This window comes from Microbacterium forte, from assembly GCF_031885415.1.
Lineage (GTDB): Bacteria > Actinomycetota > Actinomycetes > Actinomycetales > Microbacteriaceae > Microbacterium > Microbacterium forte.
In genome coordinates this window covers 641,426-661,975 of sequence record NZ_CP116871.1, presented here as the reverse complement: position 1 = coordinate 661,975, position 20,550 = coordinate 641,426, and the positions used below count along the sequence as shown (strand labels likewise).

The 20,550-nt window shown below is 62.9% G+C and carries 18 protein-coding genes and 1 pseudogene; 8 read left to right on the top strand and 11 right to left on the bottom strand.

All coding sequences use genetic code 11. The annotated features are described in order from the left end of the window. Positions 1-127 precede the first annotated feature (127 nt). From OB895_RS03345 to OB895_RS03330, 4 genes are all read left to right on the top strand, one after another. A complete protein-coding gene (locus OB895_RS03345) occupies positions 128-1,141 on the top strand; it encodes a sugar ABC transporter substrate-binding protein (protein WP_311879054.1) in 1,014 nt (337 codons plus the stop codon). Positions 1,142-1,145: 4 nt separating this feature from the next. Further along, positions 1,146-2,678, top strand: coding sequence for a sugar ABC transporter ATP-binding protein (locus OB895_RS03340; RefSeq protein WP_311879052.1), 1,533 nt, complete (start codon positions 1,146-1,148; stop codon positions 2,676-2,678). A gap of 137 nt (positions 2,679-2,815) precedes the next feature. Continuing rightward, the gene (locus tag OB895_RS03335) at positions 2,816-3,649 is read left to right on the top strand and encodes an ABC transporter permease (RefSeq protein WP_311879050.1); all 834 of its coding nucleotides are present in this window, start codon (positions 2,816-2,818) and stop codon (positions 3,647-3,649) included. Positions 3,650-3,654: 5 nt separating this feature from the next. Continuing rightward, on the top strand, positions 3,655-4,728 hold the full coding sequence (locus tag OB895_RS03330; protein ID WP_311879049.1) for a Glu/Leu/Phe/Val dehydrogenase family protein: 1,074 nt from the start codon (positions 3,655-3,657) through the stop codon (positions 4,726-4,728). Positions 4,729-5,312: 584 nt separating this feature from the next. On the opposite strand, the gene OB895_RS03325 is transcribed toward OB895_RS03330, so the two are convergent. The 4 genes from OB895_RS03325 to OB895_RS03310 all read right to left on the bottom strand — a co-directional run bounded on the left by OB895_RS03325 (position 5,313) and on the right by OB895_RS03310 (position 8,546). Further along, entirely contained in the window at positions 5,313-5,792 is a 480-nt protein-coding gene (locus tag OB895_RS03325) for a GNAT family N-acetyltransferase (RefSeq protein WP_311879047.1), read from the bottom strand. An 81-nt stretch (positions 5,793-5,873) separates the two neighbouring features. Further along, positions 5,874-6,065: an NAD(P)-binding domain-containing protein gene (locus OB895_RS03320; protein ID WP_311879045.1), complete on the bottom strand. Its 192-nt coding sequence runs from the start codon at positions 6,063-6,065 to the stop codon at positions 5,874-5,876. Positions 6,066-6,600: 535 nt separating this feature from the next. Continuing rightward, positions 6,601-7,266 carry a hypothetical protein gene (locus OB895_RS03315; RefSeq protein ID WP_311879044.1) on the bottom strand — a complete coding sequence of 222 codons (666 nt, stop codon included), beginning with the start codon at positions 7,264-7,266 and terminating at the stop codon, positions 6,601-6,603. Positions 7,267-7,463: 197 nt separating this feature from the next. Then, a complete protein-coding gene (locus OB895_RS03310) occupies positions 7,464-8,546 on the bottom strand; it encodes an SIR2 family protein (RefSeq protein ID WP_311879042.1) in 1,083 nt (360 codons plus the stop codon). A gap of 339 nt (positions 8,547-8,885) precedes the next feature. Here OB895_RS03310 and qcrB point away from each other — a divergent pair, with 339 nt between their 5' ends. After that, positions 8,886-10,682 carry a cytochrome bc1 complex cytochrome b subunit gene (qcrB, locus tag OB895_RS03305; RefSeq protein WP_311879041.1) on the top strand — a complete coding sequence of 599 codons (1,797 nt, stop codon included), beginning with the start codon at positions 8,886-8,888 and terminating at the stop codon, positions 10,680-10,682. 327 nt (positions 10,683-11,009) lie between these two features. Here the strand turns inward: qcrB and OB895_RS03300 are convergent, their stop codons facing one another. The 4 genes and pseudogenes from OB895_RS03300 to OB895_RS03285 all read right to left on the bottom strand — a co-directional run bounded on the left by OB895_RS03300 (position 11,010) and on the right by OB895_RS03285 (position 13,146). Next, positions 11,010-11,252 carry a hypothetical protein gene (locus OB895_RS03300; RefSeq protein WP_311879040.1) on the bottom strand — a complete coding sequence of 81 codons (243 nt, stop codon included), beginning with the start codon at positions 11,250-11,252 and terminating at the stop codon, positions 11,010-11,012. Continuing rightward, positions 11,249-11,680, bottom strand: a pseudogene (locus OB895_RS03295) (SOS response-associated peptidase family protein); the annotation flags it as partial. The pseudogene OB895_RS03295 and the gene OB895_RS03300, both read right to left, overlap by 4 nt. Before the next feature lie 100 nt (positions 11,681-11,780). Then, the gene (locus tag OB895_RS03290; RefSeq protein WP_311879039.1) at positions 11,781-12,410 is read right to left on the bottom strand and encodes a hypothetical protein; all 630 of its coding nucleotides are present in this window, start codon (positions 12,408-12,410) and stop codon (positions 11,781-11,783) included. Continuing rightward, positions 12,397-13,146, bottom strand: coding sequence for a hypothetical protein (locus tag OB895_RS03285; protein ID WP_311879939.1), 750 nt, complete (start codon positions 13,144-13,146; stop codon positions 12,397-12,399). The genes OB895_RS03290 and OB895_RS03285 overlap by 14 nt, the downstream gene beginning before the upstream one ends. On the opposite strand from OB895_RS03285, the gene OB895_RS03280 reads away from it, so the two are divergent. Then, entirely contained in the window at positions 13,079-13,639 is a 561-nt protein-coding gene (locus OB895_RS03280) for a helix-turn-helix domain-containing protein (RefSeq protein ID WP_311879037.1), read from the top strand. The genes OB895_RS03285 and OB895_RS03280 overlap by 68 nt on opposite strands. A 1,670-nt stretch (positions 13,640-15,309) precedes the next feature. Here OB895_RS03280 and OB895_RS03275 read toward each other — a convergent pair. Beyond that, a complete protein-coding gene (locus OB895_RS03275; RefSeq protein WP_311879036.1) occupies positions 15,310-16,446 on the bottom strand; it encodes a plasmid recombination protein in 1,137 nt (378 codons plus the stop codon). Between the two features lie 683 nt (positions 16,447-17,129). After that, the gene (locus OB895_RS03270) at positions 17,130-18,635 is read right to left on the bottom strand and encodes a recombinase family protein (RefSeq protein ID WP_311879034.1); all 1,506 of its coding nucleotides are present in this window, start codon (positions 18,633-18,635) and stop codon (positions 17,130-17,132) included. Between OB895_RS03270 and OB895_RS03265 the strand changes: the two genes are divergently transcribed. Together OB895_RS03265 and OB895_RS03260 are read left to right on the top strand one after the other, a co-directional pair. After that, positions 18,534-19,037 carry a DprA-like winged helix domain-containing protein gene (locus OB895_RS03265; RefSeq protein WP_311879033.1) on the top strand — a complete coding sequence of 168 codons (504 nt, stop codon included), beginning with the start codon at positions 18,534-18,536 and terminating at the stop codon, positions 19,035-19,037. The genes OB895_RS03270 and OB895_RS03265 overlap by 102 nt on opposite strands. A 35-nt stretch (positions 19,038-19,072) precedes the next feature. Then, positions 19,073-19,975, top strand: coding sequence for a tyrosine-type recombinase/integrase (locus OB895_RS03260; RefSeq protein WP_079112747.1), 903 nt, complete (start codon positions 19,073-19,075; stop codon positions 19,973-19,975). Positions 19,976-19,994: 19 nt separating this feature from the next. On the opposite strand, the gene OB895_RS03255 is transcribed toward OB895_RS03260, so the two are convergent. Beyond that, positions 19,995-20,528: a murein hydrolase activator EnvC family protein gene (locus OB895_RS03255; RefSeq protein WP_079112748.1), complete on the bottom strand. Its 534-nt coding sequence runs from the start codon at positions 20,526-20,528 to the stop codon at positions 19,995-19,997. Between the last annotated feature and the right edge of the window lie 22 nt (positions 20,529-20,550).

Below are 20,550 nucleotides of genomic sequence, written 5' to 3'. Positions count from 1 at the left end.
CGTTGTGCACTTAGCACTGGGTCTCCGCGAGAACTGAGCATGCAGCCCCTGTGTTGCGCGTCTAGGCACTCGTAATCTCCTCCTCACGCGGGGTATCCCGATCCCGCACCGCACCCGAGGAGTGATGATGTCGTTTTCGAAGAAGAGGATGAGGTGGGTTTCCGCAGCCGCGGTTCCCCTTCTCATCGCCCTCACTGCCTGTTCAGCAAATGCGCCCGAGGTTGGCGGAGAGGAGCAGGTTCGCGTCGCCTTCCTCAACGTGAGCGCGGCGAACACTTACATGGCTTCAGCCCGCGACGCGATGACGGATTACGCCGATGAGGAGAACGTGAAGATCACGGACTTCGATGCGAAGTTCGACGCCGCAGTTCAGGCCAATCAGATCCAGGACGTCATCTCGTCCGGGCAGTACCAGGGCGTGATCCTGACCGCACTCGATGGGGCTGGCATGGTCCCCGCCGTCCAGGAAGCCCTGGACGCAGGTCTCGAGGTCGTCGTTCTCAACCAGGTCGTCGGCGACAAGTTCGACACGGCGGATCCCCAGGTTGACGGCGTGGCCGCGTCTGTACTGTCGCCGCCGGAGATCACCGGCGAACGACTGGGTCAATTGACCGTCGATGCGTGCGCCGACATTGATCCGTGCCGGGTCGTCTACATGTTCGGCCTCAAGGGCACAGCATTCGACAATGCTGTGCGGGCGGGCTTCGACTCGTCGGTCGCCGATGCGAAGAACGTGGAGATCGTGGCGGAGCCCGAGGGCGGATTCCTTGGCACCGACGAGCCGCTCAAAGCGACTCAGGACGTGATTCAGGCGACCCCGGAGTTCGATGTGCTGGTGGGCAGCGGGGACCAGCAGGTCAAGGGAGCGCAGCTGGCGCTCGCTGACGCCGGCATGTTCTCGGTCAAGCTCATCGGTGTCGGTGGCTCGGAGCCCGCCATCGCCGGCATCAAGGACGGCACGTGGTTCGGAACGATCGCCCTCGCTCCCGCCGATGAGGGACGCTTCGCGATCGAAGCAATGGTCGCAGCAATCCGCGACTCCAAGAAGACCGGTGGCATCGACGCGGTCGAGGACCTCCCCGGCGCCGGACTGATCACGTCCGACAACGTCGACGACTTCACCGCGCAGTGGAAGGGCTGAGGAAATGACTACGCCCGCGCCGTTCCTTAACCTCACGAACATCGCCAAGTCGTTTGATGGCGTTCACGCACTTCGTGACATCGCCGTCACCATCCGGCGAGGAACGGTACATGCGTTGGTCGGAGAAAACGGCGCGGGCAAGTCCACCCTCGGCAAGGTGATCGCAGGCGTTCACGGCGAGGACCAAGGAACCATCGAGATCGATGGAGTCCGCGTCTCGTTCTCCACGCCCCGAGACGCACTGCGGCACGGCATTACGATCGTCGCTCAGGAACTCGCACTCGTTCCCACCCGCTCTGTCATCGAGAACGTCTACCTCGGTACCGAGCCGCATATCGGTCCTTTCGTGCGGACCCGAGCGTTGCGGTCTCGCTACGCGACGCTCACCGAAGATAGCGGCATCTTCGTCGACCCTTTTGCCTACGTCGGCGACCTGTCCATTGCTGACCAGCAAAAGGTCGAAATCCTGCGCGCGCTCGCGCGGGGATCATCGCTGATCGTAATGGACGAACCCACCGCCAGACTGGCGACGCACGAGGCGTTCGCGTTACGCCGCATCGTGAAGCAACTGAGAGATGCCGGTGCCACGATCGTCTACGTGTCGCACTTCCTCGAAGAGGTGCTCGACATCGCCGACGACATCACGGTTCTCCGCGATGGTCGAGTCATTCGCTCGGGACCAGCCGCTGTAGAAAGCCCCCAGACCCTCATCGAGAGCATGATCGGTCGACCCTTGGCTGCGGCCTTCCCGCCAAAGCAATACCCGGAAGGCGGCGGCCGGCCGATGCTGGACGCGTCCGGTCTCAGCGGTCGCGGTTTTCACGATGTCTCCCTGCAGGTTTCCCCTGGAGAGATTGTCGCCCTTACGGGACTCGTGGGATCAGGGCGCACTGAAGTCGTCCGTGCACTCTTCGGCGCTGATCGATCGACATCCGGCACGGTGCTCCTCGACGGGTCGCCGTACCTCCGCCGGAAGCCGTGGCGGTCTGTTGAACGGGGAATCGCACTGCTTCCAGAGTCCCGAAAACTCGAGGGCCTGTTTCTCAGCTTCTCGATCTCGGACAATGTGTCGTTGGCGTCGCTGAAGAAGTTCAGCAGAGGCGGGTTCGTCCGGACCGGACATGAGCGGGCGGCTGTATCTGAGCGGCTCGCCGAAGTGGACGTCCGCATGCGCAACGCTATGGACCCCGTCGGGCTTCTTTCTGGCGGAAACCAGCAGAAGACGATGTTCGCGAAATCGCTTCTGACCCAGCCGCGCCTGTTGATCATCGATGAACCCACCCGTGGGGTGGACGTTGGCGCGAAGCGACAGATCTACGACCTCATAGTCCGAGTCGCTCAAGAAGGAATGGCGGTGCTGGTCGTGTCCTCCGAGATGGAGGAAGTGATCGGCATCGCGCACCGCGTCGCGGTGATGCGGCAGGGAGAGATTGTCGGAACCCTCGCAGGGGATGACGTGACAGAACACGCCATCGCCTTACTCGCTTTTGGCTCGGATGACCTCATGCAGCACCCTCAAGGAAGGAATAACCCGTGACCACGATCGAGGCGCAGACTTCACCACGCGGGGCTCAGGTTCGCCGCTATCTCTCGAGGTACGCCATTGTCTGGGTGACGCTGGCGCTCTTCGTTCTTCTTGCTGTGTCCACGCAAGGATTCCTCACCCCTCAGAACTTGACGAACATTCTCGCCCAGCAGGCGACGGTGCTCATCGTGGCCGTGCCTTTCACTCTGCTCATGATCGCCGGCAGCTTCGACATCAGCCTTTCCGCCGTCTACGTCGCAGCACCTATCGTTGGCATCCAGCTTCAGATCGCCACGGGGTCAATTTGGCTCGCCGTCATCGGCGGCATCGCATTCGGAATCGTCTGCGGTGTGGTGAACGCGATCGTCGTCGTCCGGTTCAACATCAACTCCTTCATCGCCACGCTCGCGACTTCCTTCATCATCTTCGGTGTCGGATACCTTGTCAGCGGACAGTCGATTGTCGTCCCGACAGACCCTGACTTCCGCGGGCTGGCAATGACCCGCATCCTCGGGCTCACCTCCGCGACGTGGTTCGCGCTCCTGGCGGTGGCGGTCTTCTGGGTGCTTCTGGCTCGCACTCGATACGGGCGATACGTCTACGCCACTGGTGCCAACCCCGAGGCGGCACGGCTCTCTGGGGTGAGGGCAGGGTGGATCGTCGCATCGACCTTCCTGCTCGCCGGAGGAGCGGCAGGGTTCGCCGGGGTACTCAACGCGTCTCGAAGCGCGAGCGCGCAGGCGTCCGATGACTTCACCTTCGCGTTCGGCGTGATCGCTGCCGTCGTCGTTGGTGGCACGTCAATCGCAGGCGGATCGGGTGCCGTGTGGCGAACCGTTGTGGGCGTCGTGTTTATCGCGCTCCTCAATAACGGGTTCAACCTGAACCAGGTGGATCCGATCATCCAGCGCATCATCCTCGGCTGTGTGATTCTCCTCGCAGTCGGAATCGACGCTGTGACTCGACGCGGAAAGGCCGGATAACAGGAATGCATAGCGAAGCACAAACAGAGAAGTGGGACGAGGCACTCACATGGGGCGGCGAGACGACAGTCGCGCGATTTGACCCGGAGACGGGCGCGCACTTCTTCGTCCGGATCGACTCGACCCGACTCGGACCGGCCGCCGGCGGCACGCGTGCTGTCGTGTACACGAACCCCGCGGATGCTTTGATTGACGCTGGCCGGCTGGCAGGAGCAATGACCCTGAAGATGGCCGTGGCGGGACTACCCATGGGCGGAGGAAAGTCTGTCATCGCGCTACCCGCGCCTCGTCAATCGCTGCCGAAGTCGACCTGGAAACGTATTCTTCGGCTGCATGCCGAGAATATCGAGCGCCTCCACGGGGCTTACTGGACGGGTCCAGACGTCAATACCGACTCGACTGACATGGCCGAGCTCCACAAATACACCACACATGTCTTCGGCCGATCGGTCGCCGAGGGCGGGTCCGGGTCGAGCGCTGGGAACACCGCCCGCGGCGTTTTCGCTGCCATCCTCGCGACTGCCTTGAAGCTCGGACACTCGAGCCTCAAGGAGCGGCGGGTGATCGTTCAAGGACTGGGCGCCGTCGGGGGAGACTTGGCGCGCCGACTGCTGGAGGCTGGAGCGTCAGTCTCCGTAGCCGATGTCGATGAGGGTCGACTCGCTCACGCGCAACAGCTCGGGGCTTCCCTCCTTCAAACGACTGAGGTGTTCACTACCGAGTGCGAAATATTCGTTCCGTGCGCCATGGGCGGCGTGATCGACGCAGAGGTCGCAGCCACTCTGCCCGTTGCAGCGGTCGCTGGCGCGGCCAACAACATCCTCGCCTCTGATGAAGCAGGACGCATCCTTCACGAACGGGGCATACTTTTCGCGCCGGATTTCGTAGCAAACGCCGGAGGCGCGCTGCACCTGGTCGGACGGGAGGTTCTGGGGTGGAGTCCCGTCGAGGTAGAAGCGCGCGTCGACAGCATCGGCGACACAATCGACGAGATCTTCGACATCAGTCGAGGACGAGGAATCACATCCACCGAAGCCGCCCTAGAACTCGCGCGAACCAAAGTGCACGAGCCAAGCTGACTTGTCGCGCATCACGAATTGCACGCCTTCCGAGGTAGTGGAAAAGTTGCGACGGGGTCTCCGGAGCCGTTCCTCGCGTCCTCCCGACTACTGAAGTGTGAATGGTCGTTGTTCGACCGCGGTTGCGGGGCACCCTAGTCAGCAGCCACCCCCGGTCAGCGCGGGCGACGCCGTGATAACGCAGGCTGTGATCATGATTCCTCCAGAGACTCACCCCTGGGCGTGGTCGTTGGACGCAGTGCTTAGCCTTACAGGTATCGCCGTTGCAGTGCTCGGTGACCGAGTTCGCTCAAGTGCGGGCCGACACGCAGACTAAGTATCTGCCGAGACCCCTCGCCGGAGCCGCTGCACCAAGACGGTCCACGCGATGTCTCAGGCGGGTTGGTAGAAGACGTCAGGACAGAACGCGATTACCGACATGTTTCGTGAGAAAGACGGGCAGGCTTGGCGTCAGAGCACTCGCCCGTCTTTTCAAGGGTGTCGTGTCTCACCGACCGACAACTTTCATGAGATCGGACAGTTCTGCACCGCGCTGCGCACAAGCTGTCGGCCGATACGTCCGAAACCGTAGACGGCGATGTTCTTCATGATGTGATCCTTCGAGTGAGGAGGTGGTCGCTGGGTGTATGTCCCGGATGTCTCGCGTCGACCAGGTCCCCATACTCCGGATTCTGGTTGATGTAGGCCGAAACCAGGGGGCAGTAAATGGTGACGAGCAGACCGCGATCGCGCACGTCGTCAAGGGCGTAAGCGATGAGCTCTACAGCGATGCCTCGCCCTCGGAACTCCGGAACAACCGTCGTTGAGAGGATTACGACCCGGTTACCCATCTGTTTGAACTCGATCGTCGCCACCTCGAACTCCTCGAGGCTGGCCACGTAGTGACGTCGAACGTCGTCGCGGTGCACGACCATCTCGAACTCCGCGTCCACGGAGGGCAGGTCGACGTCGCGAAGACTGTCCCTGCGAAGGTCCGCCAGGCCGTCCTGAAGGAACCTGTCTTCGGCTGTGTGGGCTGCGGATTCGGAGCCTTCGCTCTCGCCGCTGTTCTGTTGCGTGCTCATCATTCGCGTCCATTCTTCAGGGGATCGGTTTCAATCGACCGCGCATCGTGGATGTCGACTGCCGGGTCATGAGGCAGCGGGTCACCCGATGAAGACGAATCCGCCCTCGGTGGCATTGGCTTCAGAGAAGGTGATCGCCATCTGGAGGTAGCACAGCCCCTCCTGTGCCTCGGCGCGGTCGAGGGTGCCGACGTCAAATGTCTCTGCCCCAGCACGGCTCGCCATATCGAGGACGAATGCCGCGGCATCGCGGTCATCTGATGAAGCGAGCACCGTGAGCGGCTGGTCGTCGATACTTGCGGCCTTCAGATGACCGGCGTAGTTGGTGTTGAATGCTTTGACGATCCGGCTGTCGGGCAGCGCCTCAGCGAGAGCGGCAGCCGCGCTCCCTTGCGGGGCGCGTACCCGAGCAAGCGGGTCGAAGGTGACGGGGTTGCTGATGTCGATGATGATCTTGCCCGTGAGAGCTTCGCTGTGATCTCTGATGATGTGTTCGTGCGCAGCGCCTCTCGTACATCACCGCTGCGGCTGAGGAGCCGATTCGCACGCACTCTGCGGGGAGACGTGCCCAGGCTGAGCGGGTGAACTTCACGCTTGCTCCGGAGCCTGGGAGCCGCTGGTTTGTTCGGTACCTTGCCACGACCGCTGGCTCAGTGCGATCAGGGTTGCTGCCAGGGTCGAGGATCCCGAATTTATGAACGGCCGCCAACCTGGCTAGCCGTTCACACGCAACGTGCGCAGACAACAAGTGTCTGATCGTCCTCTTAGTGTCTGCGCTTGTTTATGCTCAGGCACCGCGCACTGGCCTTCAGATGGCTTCCGACAACTCCAGGGGCGCCCACGACCACCCCCGACCACGATGCCAATGCAGCATGCCGCGTGACGGGCGAACCAGGGTGCTCGAGATCCAGATGTCGGTGAGCGTGTCGGGAACATCCGGCTCGCGGTTCGGCAGCTGCGGGATGTTCTCCTCATCAACCTCAAGCTGGTCGAGTGCGCTCCAGGACGCCAGGGATGTCACCCACACGAAAGCGTGCTGTCTCGTTCCACCGTATCGGGCGAGCTTCTGGGCAACGTCTGCTTCCCGCCGGAAGACGCCATCGAGCCAGTCGCCGAACTCGCTGATGTAGTCCCAGCTGTTCCAACCCGCGGCAGAGAAGTGGATGAATCCGCGCTGCCCGGGGAGTGCATGGGCGTCCTCAACGCCGAGGTGCTCGAGTTCTTCGGGGACGTGATCCGCCAACAGCTCTGATTCATACTTGCGGATCAATTGGGGTAGCAGGAGCCGAACGCGGCGAAGGTCCGCCTTGGTGTGGATGAGGGTGACCTCCCACGCGGGCGAACCTGGCTCGGTGTCGAGTTTCCGACCGTGCTTCTTCAAGGCGTCTCGCAGCTTGAGATAGGGACTGTCGGTGTCCGTGACCACTTCCAGGGGCTCGTCACCTGTGGCCGCCCGGATCAGCGCATCGGGCATGCTCGGTTCGCTGCCGTCGTCGTATGCGTCGACGGTGACCCCCAGGGCGCGCGAGACGGCGAAGCGAGCCAAGTACTCTTCTTCTCGCGGGGGAGTCATGACAACGAATCTACGACGCGACTGCTCGGAGTAAGTGCGCTGGCAATAAGAGAGTCCGTATCGTACCCTCGGGAGCAGAAAGCGTTGGCTGGCCGGCGTCAGCCGAACAGCTCAGCGATGCCTTCTGAGGCGGTCTCGAGAACAAAGCGCATTCGGTTGATCCGATCGTGATTGACCATTCCCGGCTCGTCCCCGAATCCGGACCCATCCCACAGGCCCTGCTGCAACTCGCCAAGCGGGGTATGAGGTCGGAGCGAGTGCGTGCGGTACGGATCGACGATGATGATCCTCGCCCCGGGGTTCAGCGCCGCCCAGCGCCTGATCGGCTCTGTGACGTGGACGTCGGAGAATGAGGATCCGATCGCCACCAGCAGCTTCGCACCCACGAGAACCTCATCGATCTCACGCACCAGCGCTGGATATGCACGGTCTGACCTCAGCTTGTTGCCGAGGCCAAAGATGGAGACGTCCATAGCGAAAACGTCGGCCGGCGCCCGTTGCCCGATGGAGTATTCATCGATGCCGAGGATCGGGAGCGGGCTTCCGATGATCTCATGGGAGGTTCGCCAGTTGAGGGACCCGTGTACCTTCAGGAGCCTCAGCGCCCCCTCAGGGTGCCGTTCATTGAACCACCGGATGCCGCCGTCCCACAGTGCAGCTCCCGTCGAGTACTGCACCCCGGAAGCGTCGGCGGCGCGCTCGATCAAAAGGTCGTAGTTCGTCGAAATGATGCCCTGCAGAGGCGCTGAGACGAGGGGACGAAGGTATGACACATCAGCTGTACCAGAACGGGCGGTGAGGATCTCCATGACGGTGATTCGAACCTGGTGAGCAAGGAGCACGGCTGCGTACTGGACAGTCGGCGGCTGAGCCGGGTCGGTGGACATCGATGGGAACTCGGCCCATTCGTCGACCCAGAATCTCGAGATAGCCGTATCGCGCTTGGAGAGGGCATCGATGGCGGCGAAGTACTCCTCGATGTTGGTGACCCCAGCCAACCGACGGCGAACCTCGTGCCACGTGCGACCGATGTTCGACTCGTCGTTCACTGGGTAGACAGTGTCGAGGTGGCCGACGACAAGGTCTGTTAGTTCCGTTGAGACGGGGAGTTGAGGAGCGGAGGCGCCAGCCCCCAGCAGGACAATGATGGACTCTCCAGCTTCTTCGACCCATGAGTCCATAGCCGCCATCGTAGCGACAGAGCCACCCATCCGTCGGTGTCGGGCGAGAGCCCCGTGCACCGAATCAGACGAATCCGCTTCCGACCTCGGCCTGGGGGCGGGGTTCCAGGATTTTCTCCAGTGGGACGGACGAAGTTAGCCGTCAGATGACTCGAAGGCGACGCTATGCAGGACTCAGCCTCATGCCGGCGGCCCGCCGCAGCGTTTAGGCAGGGAACCGAGTCTCGGTGAGTCGAATGACTCTTCGCCGTCGATCGGAGTCGACGCATCCTTAGATCAGTGCGAACGTTCGCGGCCTGCTGTCGAGGCCCCGACTGGCAGGCAGGAAAAGAGAGCTTCATGGCATCGACCCTGATTCTCGGCAACGGCGATATGGCAGGCGCGATCGGCGGATTCCTATCGCGCGCATCTGTAAGCCCAGCAGGGAAACGCGGTTCGACTATCACGGCGAAATGCACTTCCACGCCACATCCAAATCTCGCGATGGTCTATCTGATAGAGAACCGAGGGCCCATGAACTTCTCGAGCGAACACCACGGCTCCCTGACTGATCGACTCTCGGCAACGATGCGCGAGAGCGCAGCCGGACGCCGTCTTCGCGAGGCCCTCACCGATCTCCGGGGTAGATCGGCACCGCTGCATTGGTCGAACCTATTCGGGGTGGTGTCGATGGCCTGCCTCGTCATCCTCTTCGTGACCGGTGTGTTCCTCATGTTCGGGTACGACGCGTCCAGCGCTCCCGTGACGTATGCGGGGAGCTACCCACCCCTCGTCGGCATAGAGATGTCCGCGGCCTATGCCTCAACGCTCTACCTGTCGTTCGAAGTGCCCGGAGGGCTGTTGATGCGCCAGGCCCATCATTGGGCTGGCCTCCTGCTCCCCGCCGCGATCATCCTGCAGATCCTCGTGAACTTTTTCACCGGTGCCTTCCGTCGTCCGCGACGAGGGAGCTGGGTGCTGCTCTTCCTGGTCTTCGCGATGGCTCTCGCCTCGGGATGGAGTGGCTACGCGCTACCTGACGACCTTCTCTCCGGCACGGGATTGCGCATAGCGGAAGGGATCGCGCTCGGCATCCCGTTCGTCGGAACCGCGCTATCGAACTTAGTGTTCAGCGGTGCCTTCCCCGGTCGGATCATTGAGAACCTTTACCCCCTGCATGTCTTCGTCTTCCCGGCCGTGCTCGTCCTGTTCTTGATCCTTCGCATCCGCTCTGGCTACCGTCATGGTGCCCCGCAGTTCGCAGGCCCCGGCCGCTCGGAGCAGAATATCGTCGGGATCCCTTTTTTCCCTCAGATGGCGATGCGCGTCGGAGGACTGTTCCTCGTCGTTAGCGGACTCATCATGGCGATTTCCGCAACAGTCACGATCGCTCCCATCTGGTTGTACGGGCCTTCGTCTCCGGGGGACGCATCGGCAGGTAGCCAACCGGACTGGTACACCGGCTTCCTAGACGGGGCCTTGCGACTCGTGCCGCCCGGGTGGGAGGTCGAGTGGCTGGGCCGCACGTGGACATTGGCGGTGCTCGTTCCGCTAACCGTCGTGGCGCTCTTTCTCTTGCTCGTCGTATCGTACCCATTCCTCGAAGAATGGATCACCGGCGACAACCGGAACCACCATCTTCTCGATCGGCCGAGGAACGCGCCGGGCCGCACTGCCATAGGCGTCGCGGCGATTGTTTTCTACGGAGCCCTCTGGGGGGCCGCCAGTGCCGATCTGCTCGCCACAGTATTCGCTATCGGCCTCGAACAGACCATCCAGTTTTTTCAGGTAACGGTCCTCCTAGGGCCCATGATCGCATTTGTGCTCACGCGCCGGATCGCGATTGGTCTGCAGCGCAAGGATCGACACCTAATGCTCCACGGATTCGAGACTGGACGGATCGTGCGGTTACCGGGTGGGGAGTACGTCGAAGTGCACTCACCACTGACACCCGAGGAACGGTCGCGACTGAACTATGAAAACGCCCGCCTTGGTCCGGGCATGAAGCCCGGAGGCGGACGCGCCGCGCCCACCCCACTGCTTCGCGCCGCGCTCTGGCGCCTGTTGTTCGAGGAGCGCCTGGAGCCTCAAGAGAAAATCAAGACTGCCGAGAAGTCCCCCTCGACAGCGGACCGACAACATGACCTCGACCAGTAAGTCGTGACGGCGGTATTCGCAGGTGGACGAGGTCGAGTCGGCTCCACAGTCGCAACCTCTTGGAATCATCGATGTGAGGCCATCTCGAGCGGACTCGATGATGGAGCGGGCTACGCCGAGGGGACGAGCGGACAACCGGGCAAGCTCGCCGCGCAGATCCATTCAAGGCCGCAGGCACCAGCGGTAGAATCAGAACGTGCCACGGTCCCGCCGTGAGAGAAGGTACCCTTCTTTCACGAGTGCACGTAGAGGGCACGGCCCCGCCGTGACTCCCGAGAATTCGCGGAATCACGCGTCCCGTTAAGATAGATGTCGTGGGCTCCGGGGCTATTCGCTTTGTCCCGGAGCCGCAGGTGAGGCGCTGCGCCGGCGGCGATCGCGGCGACTGGCGACGAACGCGCCGACAGCGAGGGAAGTCGTCAGCACCGTACTCACGAACGTGAGCCAGCTGATGGGCTCTCCGTTGACCATCAGCACCACCCCGACCACGAAGAGCACGACTCCGCCGATGGCGATGATCGTCCAGAAGATCTCCGGGGCAGTGAGGGACTCACGCTTCTTCCCCGTCATGCGAAGGGCTCCAGCAGAGTCGGGTCAGTAGGGTCGATGGTTCGCGAGTTGCTGACCTTCCGGTCCCGGATGTGCTCGCGGGTGGTGGAGGCGACGTCGCTCGAGGTGTGCTCGAGCATCGCCAGGGTCTCAGTCTTCCGGTCACCGGTGAGTTTTTCCGGCGTCAGCCAGGCATCCCAGGTATCGGGCGTCAGGAACGCAGGCATCCGGTCGTGCACCTCGCCGCTGGCATCGCGCGCTTCGCGGGTGATGACGACGAGCCGGCGGGACTTCTCGCCGTTCGGCAGCTCCATCGACCAGGTGAGACCGGCGGCCGAGAGCAGCCCGTCGCCGTACAGGAAGTGAGGGGTCTTCGGGGTCTTGTCGCCGGTCCACTCGAAGTAGCCCCTCATGGGAACGATGCATCTCGCAGCACTGAAGGCGGGCGCCCAATAGGGCGCCCGAAGTCATCCCGCGCCCCTTGGTTGCAGTAGCCCGCGCTTGCAGCGGCGCGCTTGTCGACCTCGATTGCGACGATTCCTGGAACTCTCACTGGCTTTGCTCGCGGTCGCGGATGAGATCAACGATTCGAGCTGGATCGCAACCCTCGACTAGCCACATGTGCGGCGTGATGCGTTCTCCACGCAGATCGAGCTCTAACCCGACACTCGTCATGAACGCATGACTCTGCTCAGGTCGCCATCCGTCGGGGATGGCCAGCACAACATCTCGCACCCCGGGCACGGTGCCCACTCGTTCGTCGAACTGCCACGCGGGGTAACGGCGCCTGGTTCCGACAGTGAAGAAGAACAAGCTGCGATTGTGTGCGCGTCTTCTCACCTGCCGCGTTCCGATGCATAGGAAGGCGGCGGCCTCGTCGTCGCTGAAGGAATCAACGATGGCCTTGATGCGCGCCTTGAACTCTGGCCGCAGGCGCTGTTCTGGGTGAGATGAGTCGATAGGCGTGAGCACATCTCTCCCTTTTTCGGAAATGAACTCCGTGATGGTGATCAGCAAGGCGTCGATGAGCTTCCAATCGCGTCCTTGCTCGGCAGCCACCTCGAAGAGGTGGCTGAGGGAAGCCGCAATCTCTTCCGGAGACACTGCCTCGTGTGTGTCCGATTGATCCTCTGCAGCAGTCTCCGCGCGGACTTCTTCCGACTGTTCACCCGATGTCATACGAGTACCCCTCGAGGATGATCGCAATGGCGCCCGGATCTCTTCCCAGATTCAGCCAGCGCACCGGTGATTGCGCCTGCCGTTTACTTTTGAGACCGGCGCGCGGAGTGGTGAAGAATCGGTGGATCGTGGCGAGAGTCCATTCAGCGGGTATGGAGGACGCGATGAGGCGAACGCCATCCACGACGGGCTTGTTTCGATCGGGAGAGAACTGCCAGGCAGGGTAGCGAACCTCGTTATCGGCGACCTCGACCGCGTGGAGAAAACCGGCTTTCGTCGCGCGGTCGATGAAGCGTCGCGTCGTATGAAGCCTCGTCACCGCTTGCTCGGGATTCAGAGACGCATTCATCGCGGCGCGTTGCAGCGCCTTCGATTCGGGCGGCGTCGGTTCTCCTGCGAGAGAACGGATGCGCTCGTTCCGTTCAATCAGCCCAGTCAGCCGGCGGCCGGGCCTAAGGCTCCTCGCAACCCCCGGGTCGTAGTCGACGTAGCCCATTCGGCTCCATGCAAAGACCACCGCCATCCGGAATCGATGCCGAGCCAGATACCAGTCCTGCCCGGTCCAGTCTTCGACGGCGTGGGACGGTACGCCGCGGGTCTCCGGAAGTAGGTGCTCGAACACCTCGCTGAATGTAGGTCCATGGGCATGCCGGCGGCGATGATGAACTATGAACAGGCCGGCCGCCAACCCCCACTGCCGGGCTGACTCACCTTCGGTGAGCTCCGCGAACAACACGCTCCATGCCAAAGGGGTGGGGGGCTTCGTCGAGATCCACTGTCGGACAGGTGCTCGGGACCCTGTGTTCGTCATGGCGGTCGCCATCCTCTCATTCGTTTTCAGCCGGCCCGAAACTGCTCGTGTTGATCGCGAGTTGCTACGCGTCCCACACTATGGCTTACGCGTAAGCCCATACAAGGCTGCCATCCTCGCAACGCTTGGAACCGTGACCAGTCGTGAGGGTGAGGCAGACGCCGAGTGGCAGGACTTCGTCCTCAAGCTCTCGGTGCAACTTCGCCGTCTCCGCCTCGAGGTCGGGCTGAGTCAGGAGGAAGTAGCTCACCGTGCTGGGCTCAGTCGCTTTATCTATCGCCAGTACGAGAGTGGAGAATCGCGTCGCGGCACCGCCGCCAACCCCGCGCTTCGGTCCATCCTTGCGATCGCTCAAGTGCTACAGGTCTCTGTTGACGATCTCCTGCCGAAGCCCGTACCTGATCTTCGGAGCCGGTAGACGAGAACTCGGTCTCTGTCTCGTGATCGCTTCCCGGGACGCGGAGTCGCACGAGTCGAAATCGAAGAGGCGCACGGGTTGGCGCTCGACCGCGGGACGAAGCTCTTCGCCGTCGTAACTTGGCATTGGATTCGTCGCTGAGGGCGATGGACGCTTGTAATCACCGTGCGGGCCGCGTTCAGGGGGCCCGTATCGCCTCCGCTCGGGCAGCCAGCGATCAGCGGTGTGCTGCCCAAGCGCGAGCATCCCAGCCTGACACGTCGACCATAGACATGACACGGGGATCTGATTGCGCTTCTTCGTCAGATTCGGTCGATGGCGGCCGTCGGCCGCCCGGGGTTTCGTGCGGCACAGCCTTGAGACACCGCGGCACTGACTCGCTTCAGAGCAGCGCTGAACTTTCACGTCCTCTTGGCGTGAAGTCTGATGAGTTTTCTTGATCGCAAGAAGGGGGGGCGACCTGCGTCGAGATGTTCCGTCGCTCGGTCCGGAAGACGGACAGACACGGCCGGTACTGACCTCGCGCTAGTTGGGATCATCCGTATATCTGTAGCCCCATACATATTTGCACGCCGAGATTGCTGCTCGTAGTTACGAGCGATGTCCGCTGGCGGCGACCGCTAGGTCAGGATGACCGACGCAGGACTCGACCCAGATGGTGGCGAGACGAATCAAGCAACCGACGGCGGACAGTCGCCGCACCACTGTGACGGATGGCCGTAGAGCATTGCGCCTCCAGCTCTAGGGAGTCGACGTCAGCGCGGCGGAATATTCCGAAAGCAGACGGCGAGGGGAGGGCCTGCGAAACCTCACCAGCGCAGCAGCGAGGGGAGTCGCCGTCGCTGTGGGGCAGCCCCACTCAGAAGAGTCCTCCCTGGGGGCCGGTGGGGTTGGCAGGGAGCGCAACTCGGGTGACTGAGATGGACTTCCAAACTGGAGTCATCCTTGACCAGGGTCTCGCGCCCTATGGTGCGCGGCTGCCGCTGGCGCACCGACGTGCGGACAGCTGTTGCCGTGAAGCGCCCGTTTTGCGGTCATCGGACGGGAACCCGCGATCGACATCTTCGGGATTCCAGCCCGGGGTGTGATCGTTGCTGCAGACTGACCGCAATGCGGACAGCTGTTGCCGTGAAGCGCCCGTTTTGCGGTCATCGGACGGGAACCCGCGATCGACATCTTCGGGATTCCAGCCCGGGGTGTGATCGTTGCTGCAGACTGACCGCAATGCGGACAGCTGTTGCCGTGAAGCGCCCGTATTGCGGTCATCGGACGGGAACCCGCGAACGACATCTTCGGGATTCCAGCCCGAGGTGTGATCGTTGCTGCAGGCTGACCGCAATGCGGACAGCTGTTGCCGTAAAGCGCCCGTTTTGCGGTCATCGCACGAGGCTGCCGCGATCGATAGCCTCAGAGTTTCAAGGCGAAGCCTTGAAAGGAGCCGACGGTATGACTGCGAACGGGCAACTAAAACCCTGATTGCAGATCGGGGAGATTCGGATGGCATGGTGGATGTTTTGGCAAGTCAGGCCCGCAGACTGCCGGTCTACGTGCGTGCGTCCCGTGTGTGGTCCGGAGCAGATGAATTCGTACGGTTACCCGTTTCATCTCCGCTTTGAACCGGCAGGACAGGGGCTACCGACGACGGTTTGCGGGCAGCCCCTGTCTTCGCTTCAGTACTCGACCCCTGGGTGGGGCTTCGTGGGTGTCATCGTGTCGTTGTAGATGGGAGCGCCGGCTTGGCGTCGCATTTTTGCTCTATCCCTCTCGAATCGCTCGCGAAGGGGCGTTCCATCCTTCGAGGTTGTGCGGTCGAGCCACCGCTCGAAGTACGGCGGCAGGGACTCGAGGCGGGCGCTGGCTTGCTCGAGACGCGCCCGCTCGGAGTCGGCATCATCCAGCGCGCGAACCGCGTTCGCCTGCGCTCGTCGAGCGCTCTGCTCGGCCTCGCGAGCACGTAGGAGCGCTTGTTGCAGAGCTTCTCTCGCCGCCGCCGCCTCGCGTTCCCTAGCAGCGAGCTCGGCTTCGCGGTTGTCGACGGCTGAGACGCGTGACCTCAGTCGCATCGCGATCGCCTCGGTCTCCGCGATATCAAGATCAAGCTTCATCGCGCCGGCCCGCAGTCGATCCGCCCGAGCTTGGAAGTCGCTACTGCTGAGGTGTTCCCTCGAGCGTTCGGTGACCCGATGCTCCACGTCATAGCCGCTCGCCGCCACTGCCGCGCGCAGCGCGCTGTGCTGACGCTTCAGGTCGTGTGGCCCCTTGAAGAACTCCATCTGAGAGAGGCGGCCGTCCTGTGTCACCGGAGTCATCAGTACCTGGATCTGGGGGTGATACTCATCCAAATGAAGCGACCACCCGACGACGTTCGGCTGACCGAACTCAGCGCACACCCAGTCCATAGCGGCGGCCATGTAGCGACGCGCTTCAGCACTCAGGTGATTCTCGCGCCAATCGGAGTTTTGCGTTGCGAACCAGGTCGGGTCCAGTTGCAACACAATCGGCCTCATGAGAACCGCGTCTCGTCGCAACGGCCTGTGTACAGACCTGAGCCGGTGCTTCAGATAGTCGTCGAACTCGTCCGAAGGCGGACGCCCGTCGATGGTCACTGGCCAGCGGAAACCCCCCGCCCCGTCGTTGACCCTCGTTACGTTCAAAGGAGTCCGTGCCGGCACGATGTTCACGTTCCGTTGAGGGAAATAGTGATCGGCCGCTTGGTCGACGTCGCGCGCAATATGGCGGAAGAGATTCTTCGCGTGAGGTCCGCGCTTTACCTTGAGGGAGGCGTCGAAAGTTATCGTGAAGCTCATCGATTGCCCCCTCGGCCGGCGTCGATCGCGTTGTCGAGATCCATAGCGAGGCTTGCAGACGCCACGCTCACGTCGGTGCTCGCGGTCGTCTTCCGGATCATGCGAGTCGTCACGCTGCGACACCTCCCCGGAGGAGAGCTGCGAAGTGCTCGCACTCGTCATCTGTGAGCGGTCCACTGGTGGAGAGGACACGGTTGGCCGCTAGCCGGAGTTCCGCGCGAGCTGACTCGGCCGCCACTGGCGAATCGGCTCGTTCGAGGTGCTCGAGATCCGAGAGCGCGACTAGATACTTGCGATTCGCCTCGCTGCGCCGATGGGGGAGAGAGCCGTCCTTGACCCGCCTGCGCAAAGTGAATACGCTGCCGAAGCGACGAGAGCCGTCCGGGTTTCGAATCTCTGCGGCTTCATAAAGGTCGAGAAGCTGCTCGGTCGGCGATCCGGTGAAATGAGCCGTTGTAGACATAGTGGTCCTTGAAGAGGACCGGTTGCTGCCACGCTCTACTCGCCGGGTAGGTTTTCCGGATTCGTCATCCGGTGGAACGCTGGTGTTCCTATGACGCAAATCTATTCCGCTTCGCGAGCGGATTACAGGTGGGGCTTCGTCATTTTTCGCTTAATCGACCTATAAGATACCACAGCAGTGGGCAGATGCTGCCAAAGCCGTGCGGACCAAAGGGGTGAATCTACTCCGACCATCGCCAGGCGACGCGACGCATCGCCCAGGCGCGTTCGCTGTACACCTTGCCGGTCGATGGATCGGTCGCACGCCTTCCTCGGTCGGCGGGATTGATAGTCAGCTTGAGACCGAGTCGAACGATCGCTCTCCTTCGCGCAAGCACAGGCAGTGCCGACCATCGCTCGGGGATCGAGTTGGAAAGCATGAGGTCAGTAATGGGCGAATCGGATCGAAGACGTTCCATTCGAGACAACGCACTCTGCAAGCGCTCCGCAATCTCGTTCAGTTTCTCTCGCGCGCGCTCCCGAGGGATGAGTCCGTCACCGATCATGTCCGTGAGATCATCGCGCCGCTTATGCAGGTCCGCGATCTCGGCCTCGAGGGGAGCACTATCTTCGGTTGTTCGCAAGGCCTGAACTACGCGTGGGTCCGAGAGTTTGAGAGCTATAACCTCACCGACAAGAGCGTCAACGTACTCCGCTCGGATCGACACGCAGTGTTTGTCGACGCAGACGTAGGTGGTGTGCTTGATGCGCGCGCCTGCGGCATCGAGAACAGGAAGACGTGCCTTCCCGGCGTCGGCTGCGCCCTTTCGCGTGGTCTGATCCTGGGCATGTGAGTACAGGGTGCCACCGCACACCCCGCATTCGAGAAGCCCCGAGAGCAGGTGCTTCGGCGACACCGCCCACGAGCGCTTCGTCTTCCTGGCCAGTTTCAAGTCCCTGAACGCTCGCCACGTTTCTTCAGTGACGAGCGGTGTCCACTGAGGGGACTTCCCGGGTGCTAGCTCGACTGATTCCCCTTGATACGTCACGATGCCGGCGTAGTGAGAGTTCTCCAGCAGTCTTTGGACTCTTGAACTTGCCCACTTGCCACCCATGACGGGTCTGAGACCGGGGGTATCCCAGCGCTCGATAAGTCGGTTCCACCTCCTTGCGATCGAGCGGTAACTATCGCCGCGAAGCACGCATCGGTACCCGTCGCGGACCAGGTTTGACTCTGTGTCCACCACGACGATGTCTCCGTTGACGCGCTCGTACCCGAAGGGACGCAAGCTGAACTGCCAGTAGCCGTTGGCAGCAGCCTGTCGGTTGGATGCTTTCTGACGCAGCGCTTTCTGCTCGGTCTCGAACTGAGACCACGCAGCAACCGTGCGCGCAACGGCTCGTCCGGACGGAGTGCTCAGATCCAGTGACCCCGCTGTCACCATGTGAACTGGAATCTCGAGACGGATGACCTTCTCGAGGTCGCTTGTTAGGCGCAGCAAGCGGTCCTGATGCCAGGCGATAATCGCCCTCGGATGGTCCATAAGCATCTCTTCGAATGCCGGCCGCCGTGCTCCGCTCGTCGCGCTGATGTCGTTGTCGACGTATACGCGCCCGACCTGGAGGCCAAGGCGTGCAGCCAGTTCGTGGCACTCTCGCTCCTGGCGTTCAACGCCCAGCTCCTCGCCGGTACGGTCTTGAGAGATACGAACGTAGATCGCACAGGTTGCTTCAGCAGAAATTGCCACAGTCAGAGGATATCCGTAGACACCCCTGCAGGGCACGCAGCTGCACTGGGTCGACCGCTCGGCGCCGTGCCCGGGCCGGTGACATCCGCTTCGTCAGCCGGCTGTCATCGGCTCCTGCGCGAGTACGACGCGCGGTGCGTCACCACGACTGCCGAGATACGCGAGCTCTGGGGCGACGGGCCGCCGGGTACGTCACCCGGTCGAGGCACGGATCCCGACCAGTCTCGCGTGCTCGATGCCATGAGCAGCCGCGATGCGCGAGCCGCTGCCGAGCTGTCTCGACGGTCGGGGCTCGCGCCTGAGCGAGTCAATGCCCTGCTCGGGCTGCTCGAGCTCGAGGGTGCGGTGCGACGAGTCGAAGGGGGGTGGCAGAGGGCGCGGGTCAGCGAGCGGCGCGGCTGACGCGACGGTGATCGGCGTTCCTGCACACTTGATCCATGGAGTTCGCGGCGGCCGCACATGCCTTCGCCGACCACCTTGCTCAGGTGCGTCGGCTGTCTCCCGCCACCGTGCGCGCTTACCGATCAGACCTACGGGACCTCGCGGAGACCGTCGGTGAACTCGAGGTCGACCAGGTCACGCTGGAGACTCTCCGAGACTGGCTCTGGCGGGCGACTCAGCGTGGGGATGCGCGGTCGACGCTCGCGCGGCGAGCAGCGGCGGCGCGCTCCTTCTTCAGCTGGGCGCACGAGCAGCAGCTCGTCGATCACGATCCGAGCCTGCGCCTGGTCGCTCCCAAGCGGGGGCGAACCCTCCCCACCATCGCTTCTCAGGATGCGATGACGACCCTGCTCGATGCGCAACGCCGAGCCGCCGGCGCCGGTGATCCGCTAGTTCTCCGAGACCACGCGATCCTCGAAGTGCTCTACGGCGCCGGGATCCGCGTCTCCGAGCTGTGCGGCCTCGATGTCGACGACCTCGATCTCGATCGAGGCACCGCGCGCGTTCTGGGAAAGGGTTCGAAGGAGAGAGTGGTGCCCTTCGGGGTCCCCGCCCGCGATGCCGCCGGCGCGTACCTGACCAGAGGGCGTCCCGCACTCGCCGCCCGCACAGCGCGGCCGACTCCCGCTCTGTTCCTCGGCAGTCGTGGTGCGCGGATCGGACCGCGCGCGGTGTATTCACTCGTCGCCGAGGTGCTCGCGCCCTTCGTCGGCGAAGAGACTGTCGGACCGCATGCGCTCAGGCACACCGCAGCGACTCATCTCCTGGACGGCGGAGCAGACCTGCGCGCGGTCCAGGAGATCCTGGGTCATGCCAGCCTCGGCACGACCCAGATCTACACTCACGTCTCCGCTGAGCGTCTCACTGCGACGTACCGTCTCGCACACCCCCGGGCGTGAGCCGCAGACGGGTCGCGCGTCACGGCGCGTCGCAGCAGGGAAGCAGCACCGCTCGAGGCACCGGCCCGAAGAGCAGCATCGGGTTGATGTACGCACCGTCCAGCCGAACTCCGAGATGCAGTGCGCCGAGCATCGTGTGACCGCCGGCCGCGACCGTGCCGATCTCGTCGCCGGCCGAGACGAGATCGCCGGGGGCGAGTGTGGAGGAGACCGGCTCGAACGTCGACACATACCCGCCGGGATGCGCGATCGTGATCAGGGGCCGGTCGACGACTGTCCCACGGAATGCGATCGCCCCATCGGCGGGTGCGCGGACGATCACTCCCTGCGCGCTCGCGAGATCGATGCCTCGGTGGCCGGCGCCGAACGCGTGTGCCGGAGCGCGATACGGCGCTGCGACCGAGCGGGGTGCATCGATCGGCCATCTCCAGAGTGGATGCGCAGCGCCGGCTGAGGATGACGATGACGCTCTCGCCCTCGGCGCGGTGGGCGGTGCGAGAGCGATGACGATCAGCAGGAGGAGAACGATCGTCCGGCGTCTGCGGGTGCTCATGAGGCAATGATCCTTCGTGTGT